Annotated in this window: 19 protein-coding genes; 8 read left to right on the top strand and 11 right to left on the bottom strand. The window is 70.8% G+C overall.

The annotated features are described in order from the left end of the window. From prcA to dop, 4 genes are all read right to left on the bottom strand, one after another. A complete protein-coding gene (gene prcA, locus FZ046_RS21745) occupies positions 1–732 on the bottom strand; it encodes a proteasome subunit alpha (protein ID WP_070351444.1) in 732 nt (243 codons plus the stop codon). After that, positions 729–1,634 carry a proteasome subunit beta gene (gene prcB / locus FZ046_RS21750; protein ID WP_070351445.1) on the bottom strand — a complete coding sequence of 302 codons (906 nt, stop codon included), beginning with the start codon at positions 1,632–1,634 and terminating at the stop codon, positions 729–731. Before prcB ends, prcA begins: the two co-directional genes overlap by 4 nt. Next, positions 1,631–1,825 (bottom strand): ubiquitin-like protein Pup, encoded by a 195-nt coding sequence (locus tag FZ046_RS21755; RefSeq protein ID WP_070351488.1) that lies wholly within the window; start codon positions 1,823–1,825, stop codon positions 1,631–1,633. The genes prcB and FZ046_RS21755 overlap by 4 nt, the downstream gene beginning before the upstream one ends. Before the next feature lie 108 nt (positions 1,826–1,933). After that, positions 1,934–3,442 carry a depupylase/deamidase Dop gene (gene dop, locus FZ046_RS21760; RefSeq protein WP_070351446.1) on the bottom strand — a complete coding sequence of 503 codons (1,509 nt, stop codon included), beginning with the start codon at positions 3,440–3,442 and terminating at the stop codon, positions 1,934–1,936. Positions 3,443–3,507: 65 nt separating this feature from the next. On the opposite strand from dop, the gene FZ046_RS21765 reads away from it, so the two are divergent. The 3 genes from FZ046_RS21765 to FZ046_RS21775 all read left to right on the top strand — a co-directional run bounded on the left by FZ046_RS21765 (position 3,508) and on the right by FZ046_RS21775 (position 6,742). Then, entirely contained in the window at positions 3,508–4,776 is a 1,269-nt protein-coding gene (locus FZ046_RS21765) for a metal-dependent hydrolase family protein (RefSeq protein WP_070351447.1), read from the top strand. Further along, positions 4,773–5,975, top strand: a complete 1,203-nt coding sequence (locus FZ046_RS21770; RefSeq protein ID WP_070351448.1) for a hypothetical protein — start codon at positions 4,773–4,775, stop codon at positions 5,973–5,975. The genes FZ046_RS21765 and FZ046_RS21770 overlap by 4 nt, the downstream gene beginning before the upstream one ends. A 62-nt stretch (positions 5,976–6,037) precedes the next feature. Further along, positions 6,038–6,742, top strand: a complete 705-nt coding sequence (locus FZ046_RS21775; RefSeq protein WP_070351449.1) for a response regulator transcription factor — start codon at positions 6,038–6,040, stop codon at positions 6,740–6,742. On the opposite strand, the gene FZ046_RS21780 is transcribed toward FZ046_RS21775, so the two are convergent. Together FZ046_RS21780 and arc are read right to left on the bottom strand one after the other, a co-directional pair. Next, positions 6,720–8,069: a sensor histidine kinase gene (locus FZ046_RS21780; RefSeq protein ID WP_070351450.1), complete on the bottom strand. Its 1,350-nt coding sequence runs from the start codon at positions 8,067–8,069 to the stop codon at positions 6,720–6,722. The genes FZ046_RS21775 and FZ046_RS21780 overlap by 23 nt on opposite strands. 90 nt (positions 8,070–8,159) lie before the next feature. Beyond that, the gene (gene arc / locus FZ046_RS21785; RefSeq protein ID WP_070351451.1) at positions 8,160–9,998 is read right to left on the bottom strand and encodes a proteasome ATPase; all 1,839 of its coding nucleotides are present in this window, start codon (positions 9,996–9,998) and stop codon (positions 8,160–8,162) included. Positions 9,999–10,143: 145 nt separating this feature from the next. Between arc and FZ046_RS21790 the strand changes: the two genes are divergently transcribed. From FZ046_RS21790 to FZ046_RS21800, 3 genes are read left to right on the top strand one after another with little or no spacing between them, the layout of a single operon-like run. Further along, positions 10,144–10,641, top strand: coding sequence for an MTB12 family secreted protein (locus FZ046_RS21790; RefSeq protein WP_070351452.1), 498 nt, complete (start codon positions 10,144–10,146; stop codon positions 10,639–10,641). Between the two features lie 11 nt (positions 10,642–10,652). After that, positions 10,653–11,177 carry a lipoprotein LppK gene (locus FZ046_RS21795; RefSeq protein ID WP_070351453.1) on the top strand — a complete coding sequence of 175 codons (525 nt, stop codon included), beginning with the start codon at positions 10,653–10,655 and terminating at the stop codon, positions 11,175–11,177. 5 nt (positions 11,178–11,182) lie between these two features. After that, entirely contained in the window at positions 11,183–11,476 is a 294-nt protein-coding gene (locus tag FZ046_RS21800; protein WP_070351489.1) for a DUF503 domain-containing protein, read from the top strand. Positions 11,477–11,498: 22 nt separating this feature from the next. Here FZ046_RS21800 and FZ046_RS21805 read toward each other — a convergent pair whose 3' ends face one another. Further along, positions 11,499–12,326: a tRNA (adenine-N1)-methyltransferase gene (locus FZ046_RS21805; RefSeq protein ID WP_070351454.1), complete on the bottom strand. Its 828-nt coding sequence runs from the start codon at positions 12,324–12,326 to the stop codon at positions 11,499–11,501. 141 nt (positions 12,327–12,467) lie between these two features. Here FZ046_RS21805 and FZ046_RS21810 point away from each other — a divergent pair, with 141 nt between their 5' ends. After that, positions 12,468–13,340 carry a RecB family exonuclease gene (locus FZ046_RS21810; RefSeq protein ID WP_170292464.1) on the top strand — a complete coding sequence of 291 codons (873 nt, stop codon included), beginning with the start codon at positions 12,468–12,470 and terminating at the stop codon, positions 13,338–13,340. Next, positions 13,337–14,131 carry a thioesterase family protein gene (locus FZ046_RS21815; RefSeq protein ID WP_070351456.1) on the top strand — a complete coding sequence of 265 codons (795 nt, stop codon included), beginning with the start codon at positions 13,337–13,339 and terminating at the stop codon, positions 14,129–14,131. The genes FZ046_RS21810 and FZ046_RS21815 overlap by 4 nt, the downstream gene beginning before the upstream one ends. 1 nt (position 14,132) lies before the next feature. On the opposite strand, the gene FZ046_RS21820 is transcribed toward FZ046_RS21815, so the two are convergent. The 4 genes from FZ046_RS21820 to FZ046_RS21835 all read right to left on the bottom strand — a co-directional run bounded on the left by FZ046_RS21820 (position 14,133) and on the right by FZ046_RS21835 (position 17,202). Then, positions 14,133–15,503 carry an FAD-containing oxidoreductase gene (locus FZ046_RS21820; protein ID WP_070351457.1) on the bottom strand — a complete coding sequence of 457 codons (1,371 nt, stop codon included), beginning with the start codon at positions 15,501–15,503 and terminating at the stop codon, positions 14,133–14,135. Beyond that, entirely contained in the window at positions 15,500–15,997 is a 498-nt protein-coding gene (locus tag FZ046_RS21825) for a DUF4126 family protein (RefSeq protein ID WP_070351458.1), read from the bottom strand. Before FZ046_RS21825 ends, FZ046_RS21820 begins: the two co-directional genes overlap by 4 nt. A 66-nt stretch (positions 15,998–16,063) precedes the next feature. Further along, positions 16,064–16,915 carry an ATP phosphoribosyltransferase gene (gene hisG / locus FZ046_RS21830; protein WP_070351490.1) on the bottom strand — a complete coding sequence of 284 codons (852 nt, stop codon included), beginning with the start codon at positions 16,913–16,915 and terminating at the stop codon, positions 16,064–16,066. 5 nt (positions 16,916–16,920) lie between these two features. Continuing rightward, entirely contained in the window at positions 16,921–17,202 is a 282-nt protein-coding gene (locus FZ046_RS21835) for a phosphoribosyl-ATP diphosphatase (RefSeq protein ID WP_070351459.1), read from the bottom strand. Between the last annotated feature and the right edge of the window lie 11 nt (positions 17,203–17,213).

Raw genomic sequence — 17,213 nt, forward strand, 5'->3', positions numbered from 1 at the left:
CTATTGGGTGTCGTCGCCGGCGGACTCGGCGGCCGGCAGCAGCGCCTCGAGCGCCGCGCCGGTGATGCGGCGGAACGCACGCCGCGGGCGCTTGGCGTCGAGGATGGCGACCTCGAGCGTCGACGGTCCCAGCGTGCGGGCCTGATCGCCGTTGCCCGCCCCGGCGTGCAGGGCGTCGACGGCCACCTTCACCGCCTCGTCGAGGCTCGCGTTCTCCGCGTACGACTCGCCCAGCGCCGTGATGATGGGCTCGGTGGTGCCGCCCATGACGACGAAGTGCGGCTCGTCCGCGATCGACCCGTCGTACGTGATGCGGTACAGCTCCGGCGATTTCGACTCGCCGTAGTGGGCGACCTCCGCGACGCACAGCTCCACCTCGTAGGGCTTCGCCTGCTCGGTGAAGATGGTGCCCAGGGTCTGGGCATACACGTTGGCGAGTTGCCGACCCGTCACGTCGCGCCGGTCGTAGGCGTACCCGCGGGTATCGGCGAACTGGATGCCCCCGCGGCGCAGGTTGTCGAACTCGTTGAAACGGCCCACGGCGGCGAAGCCGACGCGGTCGTACAGCTCGCTCACCTTCTGCAGCGAGCGCGACGGGTTCTCGGCGACGAACAGCACGCCGTCGGCGTAGGCGAGGGCGATGACGCTGCGGCCCCGCGAGATGCCCTTGCGTGCGAGTTCGCTGCGCTCCCGCATCGCCTGTTCGGGCGAGATGAAGTACGGGAAGCTCACAGCTCGACCCTTCCGTCGTCGGGGCCGAACGTGTCGGCGCGCGAGCGGCTCTCGATGACCTCGCGGGCCAGCGCGGCGATGCGGTCCTCCGCGACCTCCTCGGCGCCCTCGGCACCGATCACGACGGCCGTCGGGTAGATGCCGCGCACCAGATCCGGTCCGCCGGTGGCGGAGTCGTCGTCGGCGGCGTCGTAGAGCGCCTCGACGGCGACCCGCAGCGCCGACTCCGGATCGGAGACCCGCGCGTAGAGCTTCTTCATCGACGACTTCGCGAAGATCGACCCGGAACCCACCGACTGGTAGCCCTCGAGTTCGACGTTCCAGCCGCCGGCGGCGTCGAACGAGACGATGCGGCCCGCCGCCTGGGGATCGGGGTCGTCGAGGTCGTAGCCCACCAGCAGCGGCAGGGCGACGAAGCCCTGCAGCGCGGCACCGAGGTTGCCGCGCACCATGATCGCGAGGCGGTTCACCTTGCCCGCGAACGTCAGCGGGACGCCCTCGAGCTTCTCGTAGTGCTCGAGTTCCACGGCGTACAACCGGGCGAACTCGACGGCGATGGCCGCGGTGCCGGCGATGCCGGTCGCGGTGTAATCGTCGGTGACGTAAACCTTCTGCACGTCGCGCCCGGCGATCATGTTGCCCTGGGTCGAGCGGCGATCACCGGCGATCAGCACGCCGCCGGGGAACTTCAGCGCGACGATCGTCGTGCCGTGCGGCACGGCGTTGGTCGGCGCCACATGACCGCCGTGCCCGCCCGCGGCGGGCAGCAGGTGGGGCGCCTGCCGGCGCAGCAACTCGGAGAAGGACGACGAGTCCATCTGCAACGACGGGGCTCCGGGGAGCCCGTGGGATCGGTTCGAGGTGGAGAAGGGGCCCAGCTGATCGCTATTCGGCCAGGTCACTGGCCGCCCTTTTGGACGTATGCCCGCACGAAGTCCTCGGCGTTCTCCTCGAGGACGTCGTCGATCTCGTCCAGCAGATCGTCGGTCTCCTCGGTCAGCTTCTCGCGACGCTCCTGGCCCGCGGCCGTGCTCCCGGTGACGTCGTCGTCGTCACCGCCGCCACCGCCCCGCTTGGTCTGCTCCTGGGCCATCGCTGCCTCCTGCGTCTCGATCGACGGGTTCTCACGCCGCCCGTCGGTCACCCCACCCTACCGGTCGACCGGCGAACGGACCGGGATGCCCCGCATCCCGCGGGCCGCTCAGGTGGTCAGCTGCTCCACCAGTTCGACCGCGCTGTCCACCGAATCGAGCAACGCGCCGACGTGGGCCTTGCTTCCGCGCAGCGGCTCGAGGGTCGGGATGCGCACCAGCGAGTCGCCGCCGAGGTCGAAGATCACCGAGTCCCAACTGGCCGCGGCGATGTCGGCCCCGAAGCGCCGCAGGCACTCACCGCGGAAGTAGGCGCGGGTATCGGTCGGCGGGTTGTCCACCGCGTCGAGCACCTGCTGCTCGGTGACCAGACGCTTCATCGAGCCACGCGCCACCAGGCGGTTGTACAGCCCCTTGTCGAGCCGGACGTCGGAGTACTGCAGGTCCACCAGATGCAGCCGCGGCGCCGACCAGCTGAGGTTCTCCCGCCGGCGGAAGCCCTCGAGCAGCCGCAGCTTCGCCGGCCAGTCGAGGAGGTCGGCGCATTCCATCGGATCGCGCTCCAGCAGGTCCAGCACCTCGGCCCAGGTCTGCAGCACGTGCGTGGCGCGGGGATCGGGGTCGCGGGCGTCGACCAGCTTGGCCACCCGCTCGAGGTAGATCCGCTGCAGCGCGAGCGCGGTCAGCTCGCGTCCGTCGGCGAGTGCGACGGTGGCGCGCAGCGACGGGTCGCGACTGATCACGTGCACGGCGTGCACCGGCCGGGCGAGCGCCAGATCGGACAGATCCAGACCGTGCGCGGGCCCCTCCTCGATGAGGTCGAGGACGAGCGAGGTGGTGCCGACCTTGAGGTAGGTCGACGTCTCGGCGAGGTTGGCGTCGCCGATGATGACGTGCAGCCGGCGGTACTTGTCGGCGTCGGCGTGCGGCTCGTCGCGCGTGTTGATGATGCCGCGCTTGAGCGTCGTCTCCAGACCGACCTCGACCTCGATGTAGTCGGCTCGCTGGGTCAGCTGGAAGCCCGGCTCGTCGCCGGACGGGCCGATGCCGACGCGACCGGAGCCGGTCACGACCTGGCGGGACACCATGAACGGCGTCAGACCGGCGATGACCGCGGCGAACGGCGTCTGCCGGCTCATCAGGTAGTTCTCGTGGGTGCCGTACGACGCGCCCTTGCCGTCCACGTTGTTCTTGTAGAGCTGCAGCTTGGCGGCGCCGGGCACGCTCGCGACGTGGCGTGCAGCGGCCTCCATGACGCGCTCGCCGGCCTTGTCCCAGATGACCGCGTCCATCGGATCGGTGACCTCGGGCGCCGAGTACTCCGGGTGCGCGTGGTCGACGTAGAGCCGGGCGCCGTTGGTGAGGATCATGTTGGCCGCGCCGACCTCGTCGGCGTCGATCACCGGCGGCGGACCGGAGCCGCGGCTGAGGTCGAACCCGCGTGCGTCGCGCAGCGGCGACTCCACCTCGTAGTCCCAGCGGGTGCGCTTGGCGCGCTGGATCCCGGCCGCTGCGGCGTATGCGAGCACCGCCTGCGTCGACGTCAGGATCGGATTCGCGGTCGGGTCGGACGGCGACGAGATGCCGTACTCGACCTCGGTTCCGATGATCCGTTGCATGAGGCCAGCGTAGACAACGCCGAAGTGGTTGCGGTCGGCGCGGTTGCTTGGTGCAGTGGTCGACGATGAACGCTCCCCCGCCCGCGACGACGAGTTCGGTGACCGTCTTCCACGATTGCATCCTGATCGACGGCACCGGTGCCGCTCCCGTGTCCCCCGCCGTCGTCGTGGTCGCCGACGGGCGCATCCGCTCGGCCGGCCCGGCGCCGGACGGATTCGACCCGGCGGCAACGTATCCGGGTGCCGAGCTGGTGGCGCTCGGTGGTCACACGATGTGTCCCGGCTTCTTCGACTGCCACGTCCACCTCGGCCTGCCGGGTACCGGCGGCCCGCCGCTCGACACCGCCCTTCGACCGTCGTCCTACCTGCACTTCCAACTCATCGAGCGCCTTCGCGTCACCCTGCACGCCGGGGTGACCAGCGCGCGTGACTTGATGGGGGTCGACGCCGGGGTGCGTGCAGCGATCGCCGACGGTCCCATCGCGGGTCCACGCCTGCAGGTGGCCATCGACATGCTGAGCCAGACGTGCGGGCACGCGGACTTCGCTCTGCCCTCCGGTCTCGATCCGACGCCCCTGCTCGGCGGCTCGATCGTCGACACGGTCGACGCGGCGCGCACGCGGGTCCGCCACCTCGTCCGGGCGGGCGCCGACGTGATCAAAGTCGCCACCAGCGGCGGGATCAGTTCGCCCAACGACGATCCCGATTGGTTGGGGCTGCGTCGCGAGGCGGTCGCGGCAGTGGTGGAGGAGGCGCGCAACCTCGGTGGCAGGCCGGTCGCGGCCCATGCCATCGGTCGCGCCGGCATCGAAGCGGCCGTGGCGGCCGGCGTGCACAGCATCGAACACGGCTATGCGCTGGACGACGAGTTGCGTCACCGCATGGTCGAGGGGCACGTCTTCTTGGTCCCCACCCTGCTCGAGACGGTGCGACCGGTCACCGCATCGCCGCAGGGGGCGCGCAAGAGCGCGATCTGGCATCGCCTGGCCCAGGAATCGGTGCGCGCGTCGGTCGCCGCGGGCGTACCGATCGCGGTGGGTACCGACGCCGGTCTGGGGCCTGCCCACGGTACGAATCTGCGCGAACTGGCGCTGCTCGTCGAGTACGGCGGAATGACCCCGATGCAGGCCATCGTCGCCGGCACGCGGACCTCGGCTCAGCTGTGCGGCGTCGAGGACGACCTCGGAACCCTCGAGGAAGGCAAGTGGGCCGACCTCATCGTGGTTCGTGGTGATCCCCTTCGGGACGTCTCCCTCCTGGGCGATCCGGAGAACGTGCTGCTCGTCGTCAAGGGCGGCGAGACCGCCGTCGACCGCGCCGGGCTTCGGCGGTGACCGCTGCGCCGCCCACGCCCGGCGGCGACCGCGTCGCCGCGGAACGATGGTTCCTGCGTCACGGGCTGCCGTCGGTCCTCACCCCGCGAGCCCGATGGCGACGGCTGTGGTCCCGCAGCGCCCCGACGCTGGCCGCCCTGGCCGTGCTGCTCGTTGCGATCGGCGCGGTGAGCGCCGTCTCGGGCGGCGCGGAGGTCGACATCGACGCCGACCTCACCCGCGCGGACGTCGTCGTCCTCGCCGTCGTGGCGCTGGCCCCGCTGCTCGCGGGTGTGGCGGCCTGGCTGATGGGGCGGATCGCGGGCGACGGCGCCCGCCGCACCATCGGCGTGGCGGCCGTCGCGGTCGGTGCCCTCGCCGCGGCGGTCGGTGGACCGGCGACCGACGTGCCCGGCGACCTCGTCGCCACCGCGCTCGGCGTCGGTGCGGTGCTCACCGCAACCGGACTCGGCCTCGGTTCGGTGCTGGGCTGGGCGGTCCGCCTGACGCTGACCCGGCTCGGCTCGGTCGGCGACCTGTTCACCCGCGCCCTTCCGGTCCTGCTGCTCACCGTGCTGGTCTTCTTCAACGGTCCGGTCTGGTCGATGGCGGCCACCATCGGCCGCGGCCGGATGTGGCTGCTGATCGCCCTGCTGGCATCGATCGCCGGGGCCTTCGTCTTCACCGGCGTCGTCGAGCGGGTGCGGGCGGCTCTGCGCAGCAACCCCACCGACGCCGGCGGAAACGACGGCGACGCCGGCAGCGACGTCGGCACCGAGCCGACCGCAGCCGCTGCGGCGCTGGCCGGGACGCCGTTCGCCGCGATGCCCGCGGGCGGGTCGGTGCCGCCGTTGACGCGCGGTGAGCGCGCCAACGTCGTCTTCGTCGTCGCCGCAGCGCAATTCGTGCAACTCGCGGTCGTCGCCGCCGTCACGTCGGTGATCTTCCTGGCGATCGGACTGGTTGCGGTAACCCCGCGCCTCCTGACGCGGCTGACCGTCGACGGTGACCCGCAGGGCACCCTCCTCGGGATGACGCTGCCGATACCGCAGGCGCTGATCCACGTCGCGATGTTCCTCGGCGCGCTCACGTTCATGTACGTCAGCGCCCGGTCGGTGGGCGACGGCGAATACCGGTCGCGCTTCCTCGACCCCTTGATCGAGGACCTGCGCACGGTTCTGCTGGCGCGCAGCAGGTACCGGGCCGCCCTCGCCCGCTGACACCGGCACGGACACCGGCACGGACCGCCCCGAGCGACGCGGATGGCAGAATCGGGACCGCGATGAAGGTCCTAGTCGTCGAAGACGAACCCCTGCTGGCGTCCACCCTCACCATCGGGTTGCGCGCCGAGGGCTTCGTCGTGGTCGCGGCCGACAACGGCGTCGACGGACTGTGGCAGGCCGTCGAGAACGACTTCGACGTCATCGTCCTCGACATCATGCTGCCCGGCCTGTCCGGCTACGAGGTGCTGCGCCGGATGCGCGCCAAGGACGTGTGGACGCCGGTGCTGATGCTCACCGCCAAGGACGGCGAGTACGACCAGACCGACGCGTTCGACCTCGGCGCCGACGACTACATGACCAAGCCGTTCTCGTTCATCGTGCTCGTCGCGCGCCTGCGGGCGCTGGTGCGGCGGTCCGCGCCACAGCGCCCGGCGGTGCTCACCGCGGGCAGCCTGACGTTGGACCCGTCCCGACGCGCGGTGCACCGCGACGGCACGCCCATCGCGCTCACGCCGCGCGAGTACGGGCTGCTCGAGTTCCTCATGCGGAACAAGGACGCCGTGCTGACGAAGACCGAGATCCTGCAGAACGTCTGGGACGCGCACTACGAGGGCGCCGACAACGTCGTCGAGGTGTACGTCGGCTACGTCCGTCGCAAGATCGACATCCCGTTCGGCACCAGCACCATCGAGACGATCCGCGGGGTCGGATACCGGCTCGACTCCGGTGAGCACCGCCAGGTCAGCACGGCAACCGGAGGGTGACCACGGTGCCGGCACCGTCCCGGTCGCCGATCGTCACGGTGCCGCCGTGCGCGCCGACGATCTCGCGCACGATCGCCAGCCCGAGCCCGGTGCCGCCGGCACTGCGCGAGCGGTCGGGATCGAGCCGGACGAAGCGGTCGAAGACGCGCTGACGGTCGTCCGCCGGAATGCCGGGACCGTCGTCGGCGACGGCCAGCACGACGTGGTCCGGCGCGGCGGTGAGCGTGACGTCGATGCGCGAATGGGCATGTCGCGCAGCGTTGTCGAGGAGGTTGCGCAACACCCGGGACAGGGCGGCCGCGTCGCCGGTGATGCGGGCCGGCGCGACGTCGGCGCGCACGGTGAGGTTGGTGTCGTGGCGGAGCCGGTCGACCTCCGCGGCGGTGACGTCGTCGAGGTCGACGTCACCGCGGGCCACGGTCAAGCCCCGTTCGTCGGCGCGCGCCAGCAACAGCAGGTCGTCGATCAGCACCTTCATGCGCTGCGCCTCGGGGATGAGCGTGCGTGCCGCGGTCTGCGCGTCGAACACCTCGGGGTGCGCGGCGGCGACCTCGAGCGCGGAGATGATCGTGGTGAGCGGGCTGCGCAGCTCGTGTGACGCGTCGCCCACGAATCGTTGCTGCGCGGCGTGGCCGGCCTCGATGCGTGCCAGCATCTCGTTCATCGTGACCGCCAGCGCGGCGATCTCGTCGCGACTCTCCGGCACGGGCACCCGTTCGGCGAGATCGCTCGTCGTGATCTCCGCGACGCGCGAACGGATCTCGTCGACCGACCGCATCGACCGCCGCACCAGGAGGTAGGTGGCCACGCCCGAGACGCCGATCACCACCGGCGCCGCCAGGGCCAGCGCCAGGATGACGTTGCGGACCGTCGAGCCGATCGTGGCGCTGCCCTCGCCGACCAGGATCGTGTAGCGCCCCTGCGGCCCGTCGACGGTCTGCGCCCCGAACCGGATCCTGCCGTAGGGCGACGTGGGACCGGGGACGCCGATGAGCAGGCCCGTACCCACCTCCGACACCGGCAGCAGCGGCGTCTCCGGCGCCGACGCCGAGCGGCGCACCACGGTGCCGTCGGAGGCGATCACCTGGACCGCGACGATGCGCTCGTCGGTGTTGAGCAGTCCGCCGTCCACGGCGTCCGGGCCGCCGGTGCGCAGTTCCTCGGCTACCGCCTCGACGCGCGACGCGGCCGCGCTGTCCACGCCGTAGAGCAGGGTGCGGTACTGCACGGCGGCCAGGCCGGCGCCGGCGACGGCGAGCGCGACGAACACCACCGTCGCGGCCACGAACGCCGACCGCGCGGACACGCCCCACGTGAACCTCGCCATAGTGCGCCCAGTCCACCACGAGGTCGCCGCGTCCCGACGCGAAGCGGCCCGCCACCGCGAGGGTGACGGGCCGCAGCGTGGTCCGGTGTCCTACAGGTACTGGCCCAGGTTGGACTCGGTGTCGATGGCCCGGCTGGCGCTGCTGCTCTTGCCGGTGACGAGCGTGCGGATGTAGACGATCCGCTCGCCCTTCTTGCCCGAGATCCGTGCCCAGTCATCGGGATTGGTGGTGTTGGGCAGGTCCTCGTTCTCGGCGAACTCGTCGACGATCGAGTCGAGCAGGTGCTGGATGCGCAGACCCCGCTGCCCCGTCTCGAGCACCGACTTGATCGCGTACTTCTTCGCCCGGTCGACGACGTTCTGGATCATCGCCCCGGAGTTGAAGTCCTTGAAGTACATGACTTCCTTGTCACCGTTGGCATAGGTGACCTCCAGGAACCGGTTGTCGTCGATCTCGGCGTACATCCGGTCGACGATCTTCTCGATCATCGTCTTGATGGTCAGGCCGCGGTCGCCGTCGAACTCGGCCAGATCCTCGGCGTTCACCGGCAGTTCCTCGGTGAGGTACTTGCTGAAGATGTCCTGCGCGGCTTCGGCATCCGGACGCTCGATCTTGATCTTCACGTCCAGGCGACCGGGCCGAAGGATCGCGGGGTCGATCATGTCCTCGCGGTTGGATGCGCCGATCACGATGACGTTCTCGAGCCCCTCGACGCCGTCGATCTCGCTGAGCAGCTGCGGCACGACCGTCGTCTCCACGTCGGAGCTGACGCCGGTGCCGCGGGTGCGGAAGATCGAGTCCATCTCGTCGAAGAACACGATCACCGGCGTGCCCTCGGACGCCTTCTCACGCGCCCGCTGGAAGATCAACCGGATGTGCCGCTCGGTCTCGCCGACGAACTTGTTGAGCAGCTCGGGGCCCTTGATGTTGAGGAAGTAGGACTTCGCCTCGCGCGAATCCTCACCACGCAGCTCGGCCATCTTCTTGGCCAGCGAGTTGGCGACCGCCTTGGCGATCAGCGTCTTGCCGCACCCGGGCGGGCCGTAGAGCAGCACGCCCTTGGGCGGGCGCAGCGAGTACTCGCGGTACAGGTCCTTGTGCAGGAAGGGCAGCTCGACGGCGTCGCGGATCTGCTCGATCTGACGGGTGAGGCCGCCGATGTCGCCGTAGCTGACGTCGGGCACCTCCTCCAGCACGAGATCCTCGACCTCGGCCTTCGGGATCCGCTCGAACGCGTAACCGGCCTTGGTGTCGACCAGCAGCGAGTCGCCGGGCCGCAGCCGGCGGGCGCGCTGCTCCTCGTCGAGTTCGGCGGCCTCCGGCGCACCGTCGGCGAGGAAGTCGGCGGCCACCAGCGGCTCGGCGAGCCACACGATGCGCTCCTCGTCGGCGTGGCCGACCACGAGCGCACGGCGACCGTCGTCGAGCACCTCGCGCAGCGTGCTGATCTCACCGACCGACTCGTACGAGCCGGCCTCGACGACCGTCAGCGCCTCGTTGAGACGGACCGTCTGACCCTGCTTCAGTTCGGCGGTCTCGATGTTCGGCGAGCACGTGAGCCGCATCTTGCGGCCGGACGTGAACACGTCGACCGTGTCGTCCTCGTGGGTGGACAGCAGCACGCCGTAGCCGCTGGGCGGCTGACCGAGCCGGTCGACCTCCTCGCGGAGCGCGAGCAGCTGCTGCCGCGCCTCCTTGAGGGTGTCCATCAGCTTTGCGTTCCGCGCGGCGAGCGAATCGATCCTGGCCTCGAGCTGGTGGGCGTCACGCGGGCTGCGCGCACCCCCGTGCTCGGCGGCGGCGCGTGCGAGTTGATCCCGCAAAACCGCCGCCTCCCGGCGAAGCTCCTCCAATTCAGCGGCATCGTCGCTGGACATGGGAGTGGTGAAGCCTTCATCGAAGGCCCCCGAACGCCCTGACTCACTCATCTTGCGCTCCTCCCCGCACCGAAAGTTGGTGCAGTAACAACTTCAACGCTACCGGCGATTCAGTCATCGTGTGCGGTGTAGTAATTCGACACACCAGCGCCGCTGTTAACCTCTCATCTGAGATGGCCTGATGGAAAGGACCGCCGTGACCCTGAAAACCCTCGTTACCGGCATCGCAGCAACCGCCGTGGTCGCCGCCGCCGCGGGTGGTGTGACATCGCTTGCCACGGGCGCGTCGCTCGCATCGGGCGCACCGGCTGTCACCCCGGTCGTCTGGGACGTTCCGATGCCGCAGGCACCGGCCCCCGACCTGCAGGCACCGTTGACGCAGACCCTCAGCGGCCTCGCCGGACCCGGCTCCTTCTCGTCGAAGGCCGCCTACATCCAGGGCGGCCTCGGCCGCGTCGAGACCCGCCTCGCCGACCGCAAGTACGCCGACGCCGCCGCCAAGGGGTACTTCCCGTTGACGTTCACCGTCGTCGACATCGACGCCAACGGGCCGATCGTCACCGCCAACGTGACGGCCACCGCGGCCACCGGTGCCACCGCGACGCAGCCGGTGACGTTCGTGCAGGGCCCCAGCCCGACCGGGTACCAGATCACCAAGGACTCCGCGCTGGCCGTGCTGTCGGCGGTGGGCTGACCCCACCACCGGTGCACCGCACCTTCGACGTCCTCCTGAGCGCCGTCACGATCTCGATCGTGGCGGCGTTCGGGCTGTCGGGGTGCGGTGCGGACCGCAGTGCCGACGCCCCTGAACGGCCGCGCACCTCGGCGTCCGCACCCGCCCCCGACGCCGTCCCGCTGCCGGCGCCCGAGGCGCTCAGCACGGTGCTGCTGCGGCTGGCGGACGTCGCCGTGCCGCCGCCGGAGAAGGTCGGGCTGCTGCAGTACGGCACACCGGACGACGAGCCGGTCCTGCGCGGCTTCGGCGACGCCCTCGCGGCCAACGGCTACGCGCCGCTGTCCGTCGAGGCCACCAACCTCGCGTGGGCACCGCAACCCGGCAGCGTGTCCGCGACGGTCACGTTCTCGTCACCCGATCCCGCCGTCGCGCCGTTCACGTACCCGATGGAGTTCGCCCCGTCGCGCAACGGCTGGCAGCTTTCCCGGCGTACCGCCGAGCAGATCCTCCCCCTGGTGAGCGCCGGCCAGACACCGCCGATACCGCCGCGGTGACCGCCATGTGGATCGGCTGGCTCGAATTCGACCTGCTGTTGGGCGACGTGCACTCGCTCAAGGAGAAGCGCTCCGTGATCCGGCCGGTGGTCGCCGAACTCCGGCGACGCTTCGCGGTGTCGGCCGCCGAGACCGGGGACCAGGACCTGTACCGCCGGGCCGGCATCGGTGTCGCGCTGGTGGCCGCGGACCGCGCCCACGTCGTGGACGTGCTCGATGCCGCCGAGCGACTGGTCGCGTCGCGGCCCGAACTCCAGCTGCTGTCGGCCCGCCGCGGACTGCACCGCAGCGACGACTAGATCGTGCGCTTCCTGCGCAGTGCTAGATCGTGCGCTTCCTGCGCAGTGGCGTCGGGGTGACCGCACCGGGCGCCAGCCGCCGCGCGCTGATCAGGAAGGCCGTGTGCCCGCGCATCGAGTGCTGCGGACGCACCGCGAGCCCGACGACGTCCCAGCCGCGCTGCAGGCTCTCCCACGACCGCGGCTCGGTCCAGCACTGCTGCTCGCGCAGCGCCTCCACGGTGCGGGAGAGCTGCGTGACGGTCGCGACGTAGACGATCAGCACGCCGCCGGGGACCAGGGCGCGCGACACGGCGTCGAGCACCTCCCACGGCGCCAGCATGTCCAACACGATGCGGTCCACCTCGCCGCCGTCGTAGTCCACGAGGTCGGCGATCCGCAGGTCCCAGTTGGCCGGACGTTCCCGGAAGAACGTCGTGACGTTGCGGACGGCGTGCTCGGCGTGGTCCTCGCGCACCTCGTAGGACGTCACCGTCCCGGTCGGGCCGACCGCACGCAGCAGCGAGCACGTCAACGCTCCGGAACCCGCGCCCGCCTCGAGCACCCGCGCTCCGGGGAACACGTCGCCCTCGTGCACGATCTGCGCGGCGTCCTTGGGGTAGATCACCTGCGCGCCCCGCGGCATCGACAGTACGTAGTCGATGAGCAGCGGCCGCAGCACCAGGAACTGGTCACCGTTGGTCGACTTCACCACGCTGCCCTCCGGCTGGCCGATCACCGAGTCGTGCGTGATCGCGCCGCGATGGGTGTGGAACTCGTCGCCGGGGGCGAGGACCATCGTGTAGTGCCGCCCCTTGGCATCGGTCAACTGGACGCGATCGCCGACGACGAAGGGACCGGTGGTGGGCATGGGCACCTACCCTGCCACAGCCGTACGTCCGGTCGACGGACGCGCCGGATCCGGTGCCCGGGGATGTCCGACCCGCGCCATAGGCTGGGGCCGACGAACCAGGTGACGGAGAATTCGGGTGACGGAGAAGGGAGCAGCGCCATGACGGAGTCAGCCGCGCTCGCAGCGTCGCCCGGGGTGGGGGCACGGTCCGAGGTGCGCCGGCCGGCGCTGTCGCCGTCGCGCGCCAGCGACTTCAAGCAGTGCCCGCTGCTCTACCGCTTCCGCGCCATCGACCGGCTGCCGGAACCCTCGTCGAGCGCGCAGGTCCGCGGGTCGGTGGTGCACGCCGCCCTCGAGCAGCTCTACGCGCTGCCGGCGGCCGACCGCGGCCCGGACACCGCCCTCGCGCTGATCGATCCGGCGTGGCAGCGCATCGCGGTCGAGAAGCCGCAGCTGGCCGCCGAGTTCGCGCCCGAGCTGCGCGACGAGCTGCTCGAGCAGGCCCGCCGGCTCCTCAGTGGCTACTACCGGCTGGAGGACCCGACGCGCTTCTCCCCGCAGAGCTGTGAGCAACGCGTCGAGGTCGAGCTGGCCGACGGGACGCTGCTGCGCGGCTTCGTCGACCGCATCGACGTCGCCCCGACGGGCGAGCTGCGCGTGGTCGACTACAAGACCGGCCGGGCGCCGTCGGAGACGCGGGCGCTGGCCGAGGCGAAGGCGATGTTCCAGATGAAGTTCTACGCGGTCGCCCTGCTGCGGTCGCGCGACGTGCTGCCCGCACGGCTGCGGCTCATCTACCTCGCCGACGGCCAGGTCCTGGACTACACCCCGGATCTCGACGAGCTGCTGCGCTTCGAGAAGACGCTGATGGCGATGTGGCGTGCCATCCAGTCCGCGGGCCGCACCGGCGACTTCCGGCCCAAGCCGTCACGGCTGTGCGACTGGTGCGTGCACCACGACCTGTGCCCGGTGTTCGGCGGCACCCCGCCGCCGTACCCGGGGTGGCCCGAGGTGACGGAGCCCGCGGCGTGACCGAAAGCCTCTACCGCCGGCTGCCCGCCGACGGCGAGTACGCCGTGTTCGACTCGTCGTTCGGCACGGCCAGCAATTGGGATCCGTCGATCCAGCACGGCTCGCCGCCGCTGGCGCTGCTGACCAAGGCCGTCGAGGAGCTGACCGCCGGGTCGGGGCTGCGCATCGGCCGGTTGACGCTCGACATCCTGGGCGCGATCCCCGTGGCACCGGTGAAGGTCCGGGCCTGGCGGGAGCGACCGGGCACCCGCATCGCGCTGACGGCGGCCGAGATGCTCGCGACCCGGCCGGACGGCACTGACCGGGCGGTGGCCCGGCTCAGCGTCTGGTCGATGGCGCCCAGCGACACCGTCGACGCCGCCACCGACCGCTATCCCCCGCTGATCGAGGGCGCGCCCGTGGCCAATCCGCACGCCTGGCTGGGTGCGCCCGGCTATCTGGAGACGGTCAGCTGGCGCAAGCAGGACACCGCCGACGGTGACGCCGCGGTGGTGTGGATGAGCCCCCTGGTCGGCCTCGTCGACGACGAACCGGTCACCGACGTGCAGCGGCTGGCGATGGTCGTCGACTCCGCCAACGGCGTCGGCGCGGCCATCGATCCGAATGCGTTCGTCTTCATGAACACCGACACCACGGTGCACCTGCACCGGTTGCCGCGGGGCACCGACTTCGCGCTGCGGGCGCGGGGCTCGATCGGTCCCGACGGCATCGGCGCGACCACCGCCGAACTGTTCGACCGCGACGGCTTCATCGGCACGTCGGCCCAGGCGCTGCTGGTGCAGCGCCGCTGACTCACTCGAGCGGTTCGAGGCCCTGCAACAGGGTCGGTACCAGCTCGCTGACCGTCGGGTGGATGTGCATGGTGCGCGAGATCGCGGTGTAGGGCAGGTCGGCGGTCATGACGTCGAGGATGTCCTGCACCACCTCGTCGCCACCGACGCCGAGGATGGCCGCCCCGAGGATGCGCTCGGTCTCGGCGTCCACGACGACCTTCATGAACCCCTGCGTCTCGCCCTTCTCCACGGCCCGGCCCACCCGGGTCATCGGACGCGTGGCGACCAGCGCGCGGCGTCCCGAGCGGCGCACCTCGTCGACCGTCATGCCTGCACGCCCCAGCGGCGGGTCGATGTACAGCGCGTAGGTGGAGATCCGGTCGCTGACGCGGCGCGGATCGTCGTCGAGGAGGTTCGCGGCGACGATCTCGAAGTCGTTGTAGGACGTGTGCGTGAAGGCGCCCTTGCCGTTGCAGTCACCCATCGCCCAGATGCCCTCGGCGGTCGTGCGCAGCTGGTCGTCGACGATCACGTAGCCACGGTCGTCGGTCTGGACCCCGGCGGCATCGAGACCGAGGTCGTCGGTGTTGGGCCTGCGGCCGGTCGCGACCAGCAGGTGCGACCCGGACACCGGCTGCGCACCGCCGCCGAGGTGCAGGTCGAAACCCGTGTCGGTCTTCGCCACCCGCATGTCGGTGGCGTCGAGGTGGACCTCGATGCCCTCGGCTTCGAGGATGTCCTTGATCGCGGCCGACACATCGGTGTCCTCGCGCGCCGTCAGCCGCGAACCCCGCTCGACGACGCTGACCCGCGCCCCGAATCTGCGGTACATCTGCGCGAATTCGAGCGCGATGTAACTGCCGCCCACCACCACCAGGTGCTCCGGCAGCACGTCGAGGTCGAGGATGCCGACGTTGGTGAGGTAGTCGACCTCGTCGAGTCCGGGGATGTTCGGGATGGTCGCGCGCCCACCGGTGTTGAGGAAGATCTGCGGCGCGGTGAGCACCTCGTCGCCCACCCGCACGGTGTGCGCGTCCTCGAAGCGCGCATGGCCGCGGATCAGGGTCGCGCCCGGCATGTTCTCGATCCAGGACTCGACGCCGCGCCGGTCGCCGGTCGAGATCTCGTCCTTGCGCGCCTTGACCTTCGCCATGTCGACGGTCACCTCGCCGGTGAAGACGCCGAAATCGGTGCTGCGGCGCGCGATGTGGGCGGCGTGGGCGCTGGCCACCAGCGTCTTGGTCGGGATGCAGCCGTAGTTCACGCAGGTGCCGCCGACGAGCTTGCGCTCGATGACGGCGACGGTGCGCCCGGCGTCGGTGAGCCGCCCGGCCAGCGGCGGGCCGGCCTGCCCGGCGCCGATGACGATCGCGTCGAACTCGCGCGTCACAGGCTGGCGCCGGCGAGGTAGACGATGACGAAACCGGCGACGACGGCGACGACGTCCTCGATGATCGCGGCCGGCCGGTCACGGCCGAACCGCGCGCCGAGCGCGCCGCGGACCTGAGCCCCGCCGAGCGTCCCGAGGACCGCGCCGACCATGCCGGCTCCGATGGCGCTGAAGATGTGGCCGAACGGCGTTCCGATCACAGCACCGGCGAGCGCGCCGATCAGGATGCGGGTGCCGAACTGCGCAGGCACCCTGCGGCTCGGCGTCTTCGGCAACTGGTCGGTGACGAGTTCACCGACCAGCAGAACGGTGAGGACGACGACGGCGATGACGTTGCCGAGCCACGACGACCACTGCCCGTGCGGTGCGTCGGCCAGGTTGATCCAGCCGAGGAATGCTCCCCAGGAGAGGGCGGCCAGCGGCGTCATCGCCCGCAGTCCGGCCACGATTCCGAGGAGCAGGGCGAACAGCAGGGCAAGGATCACGTAGTTCATGACTGCCTTCCGACCGGATTGTCGTACGAGACGCTAACACCGGGGACGATCGGACGCCCTTCGATCTCAGAAGCGGCAGAACCGGATGTCGGACGCCAGGATCGCCTTGGCCCCGATGGCCGCCAGCTCGTCCATGATCGCGTTGACGTCGCGGCGCGGCACCAGCGCACGAACGGCCACCCAGTCCGCATCGGCGAGCGGGGCGATCGTCGGCGATTCCAGGCCCGGGGTCACCGCGGTGGCGCGCTCGAGAACCGTACGCGGACAGTCGTAGTCGAGCATCAGGTACTGCTGACCGAACACCACGCCCTGCACCCGGGCGGCGAGCTGGTCACGCGCGCCGGCCGTCGCCGGGTTCGGTTGGCTGCTCTCGATGAGCACCGCCTCCGACTCGCACAGCGGATCCCCGAAGGCCACCAGGTCGTGCAGGCCCAGGGTGCGCCCCGACCCCACCACGTCGGCGATGACGTCGGCGACCCCGAGTTGCACGGAGATCTCGACCGCACCGTCGAGGCGGATCACCGTGGCCTCGATCCCGTGGGCGGCCAGGTCCTTGCGGACGAGGTTCGGGAACGACGTGGCGATGCGCGTGCCGGCCAGGTCGGCGACCGTCCAGGTGCGGTCCTTCGGCCCGGCGTAACGGAACGTCGAGTTGCCGAAGCCCAGCGCCAGCCGCTCGTGCACCGACGCGTCGGAGTCGGCGGCCAGGTCGCGGCCGGTGATGCCGAAGTCCAGCTGGCCGGAGCCGACGTAGATCGCGATGTCCTTCGGGCGCAGGAAGAAGAATTCGACGTTGTTCACCGGGTCGATGACGGTGAGGTCCTTGGGGTCGCGCCGCCGGCGGTAGCCCGCCTCGGAGAGGATCTCGGCCGCCGACTCGCTCAGCGCGCCCTTGTTGGGCACGGCCACCCGCAGCAGCGCGGTCACAGCTGGGCGTAGACGTCGTCGAGGGACAGGCCGCGCTTGATCATCAACACCTGCGTCCAGTACAGCAGCTGGCTGATCTCGCCGGCCAGGGCATCGTCGCCCTCGTGTTCGGCGGCCAGCCACACCTCGCCGGCCTCCTCGAGGATCTTCTTGCCGAGCCCGTGGACGCCGCCGTCGAGCGCGGCGACGGTGCCGCTGCCCTCGGGCCGGGTGCGGGCACGCTCGCTCAATTCGGCGAACAGGGCGTCGAACGTCTTCACGGCAGGCGATTGTTCCACGCCGCCGACGA

Source organism: Mycolicibacterium grossiae, assembly GCF_008329645.1.
GTDB classification, from domain to species: domain Bacteria; phylum Actinomycetota; class Actinomycetes; order Mycobacteriales; family Mycobacteriaceae; genus Mycobacterium; species Mycobacterium grossiae.

Excerpts from the sequence above, each read along its gene's own strand:
- FZ046_RS21810 (WP_170292464.1), top strand. The coding sequence starts at position 12,468 with ATGACGGAGTCAGCCGCGCTCGCAGCGTCGCCCGGGGTGGGGGCACGG.
- dop (WP_070351446.1), bottom strand. The coding sequence starts at position 3,442 with ATGCAACGGATCATCGGAACCGAGGTCGAGTACGGCATCTCGTCGCCG.
- FZ046_RS21775 (WP_070351449.1), top strand. The coding sequence starts at position 6,038 with ATGAAGGTCCTAGTCGTCGAAGACGAACCCCTGCTGGCGTCCACCCTC.
- FZ046_RS21755 (WP_070351488.1), bottom strand. The coding sequence starts at position 1,825 with ATGGCCCAGGAGCAGACCAAGCGGGGCGGTGGCGGCGGTGACGACGAC.
- FZ046_RS21800 (WP_070351489.1), top strand. The coding sequence starts at position 11,183 with ATGTGGATCGGCTGGCTCGAATTCGACCTGCTGTTGGGCGACGTGCAC.
- arc (WP_070351451.1), bottom strand. The coding sequence starts at position 9,998 with ATGAGTGAGTCAGGGCGTTCGGGGGCCTTCGATGAAGGCTTCACCACT.
- FZ046_RS21780 (WP_070351450.1), bottom strand. The coding sequence starts at position 8,069 with ATGGCGAGGTTCACGTGGGGCGTGTCCGCGCGGTCGGCGTTCGTGGCC.
- FZ046_RS21825 (WP_070351458.1), bottom strand. The coding sequence starts at position 15,997 with ATGAACTACGTGATCCTTGCCCTGCTGTTCGCCCTGCTCCTCGGAATC.
- FZ046_RS21805 (WP_070351454.1), bottom strand. The coding sequence starts at position 12,326 with ATGCCCACCACCGGTCCCTTCGTCGTCGGCGATCGCGTCCAGTTGACC.
- FZ046_RS21765 (WP_070351447.1), top strand. The coding sequence starts at position 3,508 with ATGAACGCTCCCCCGCCCGCGACGACGAGTTCGGTGACCGTCTTCCAC.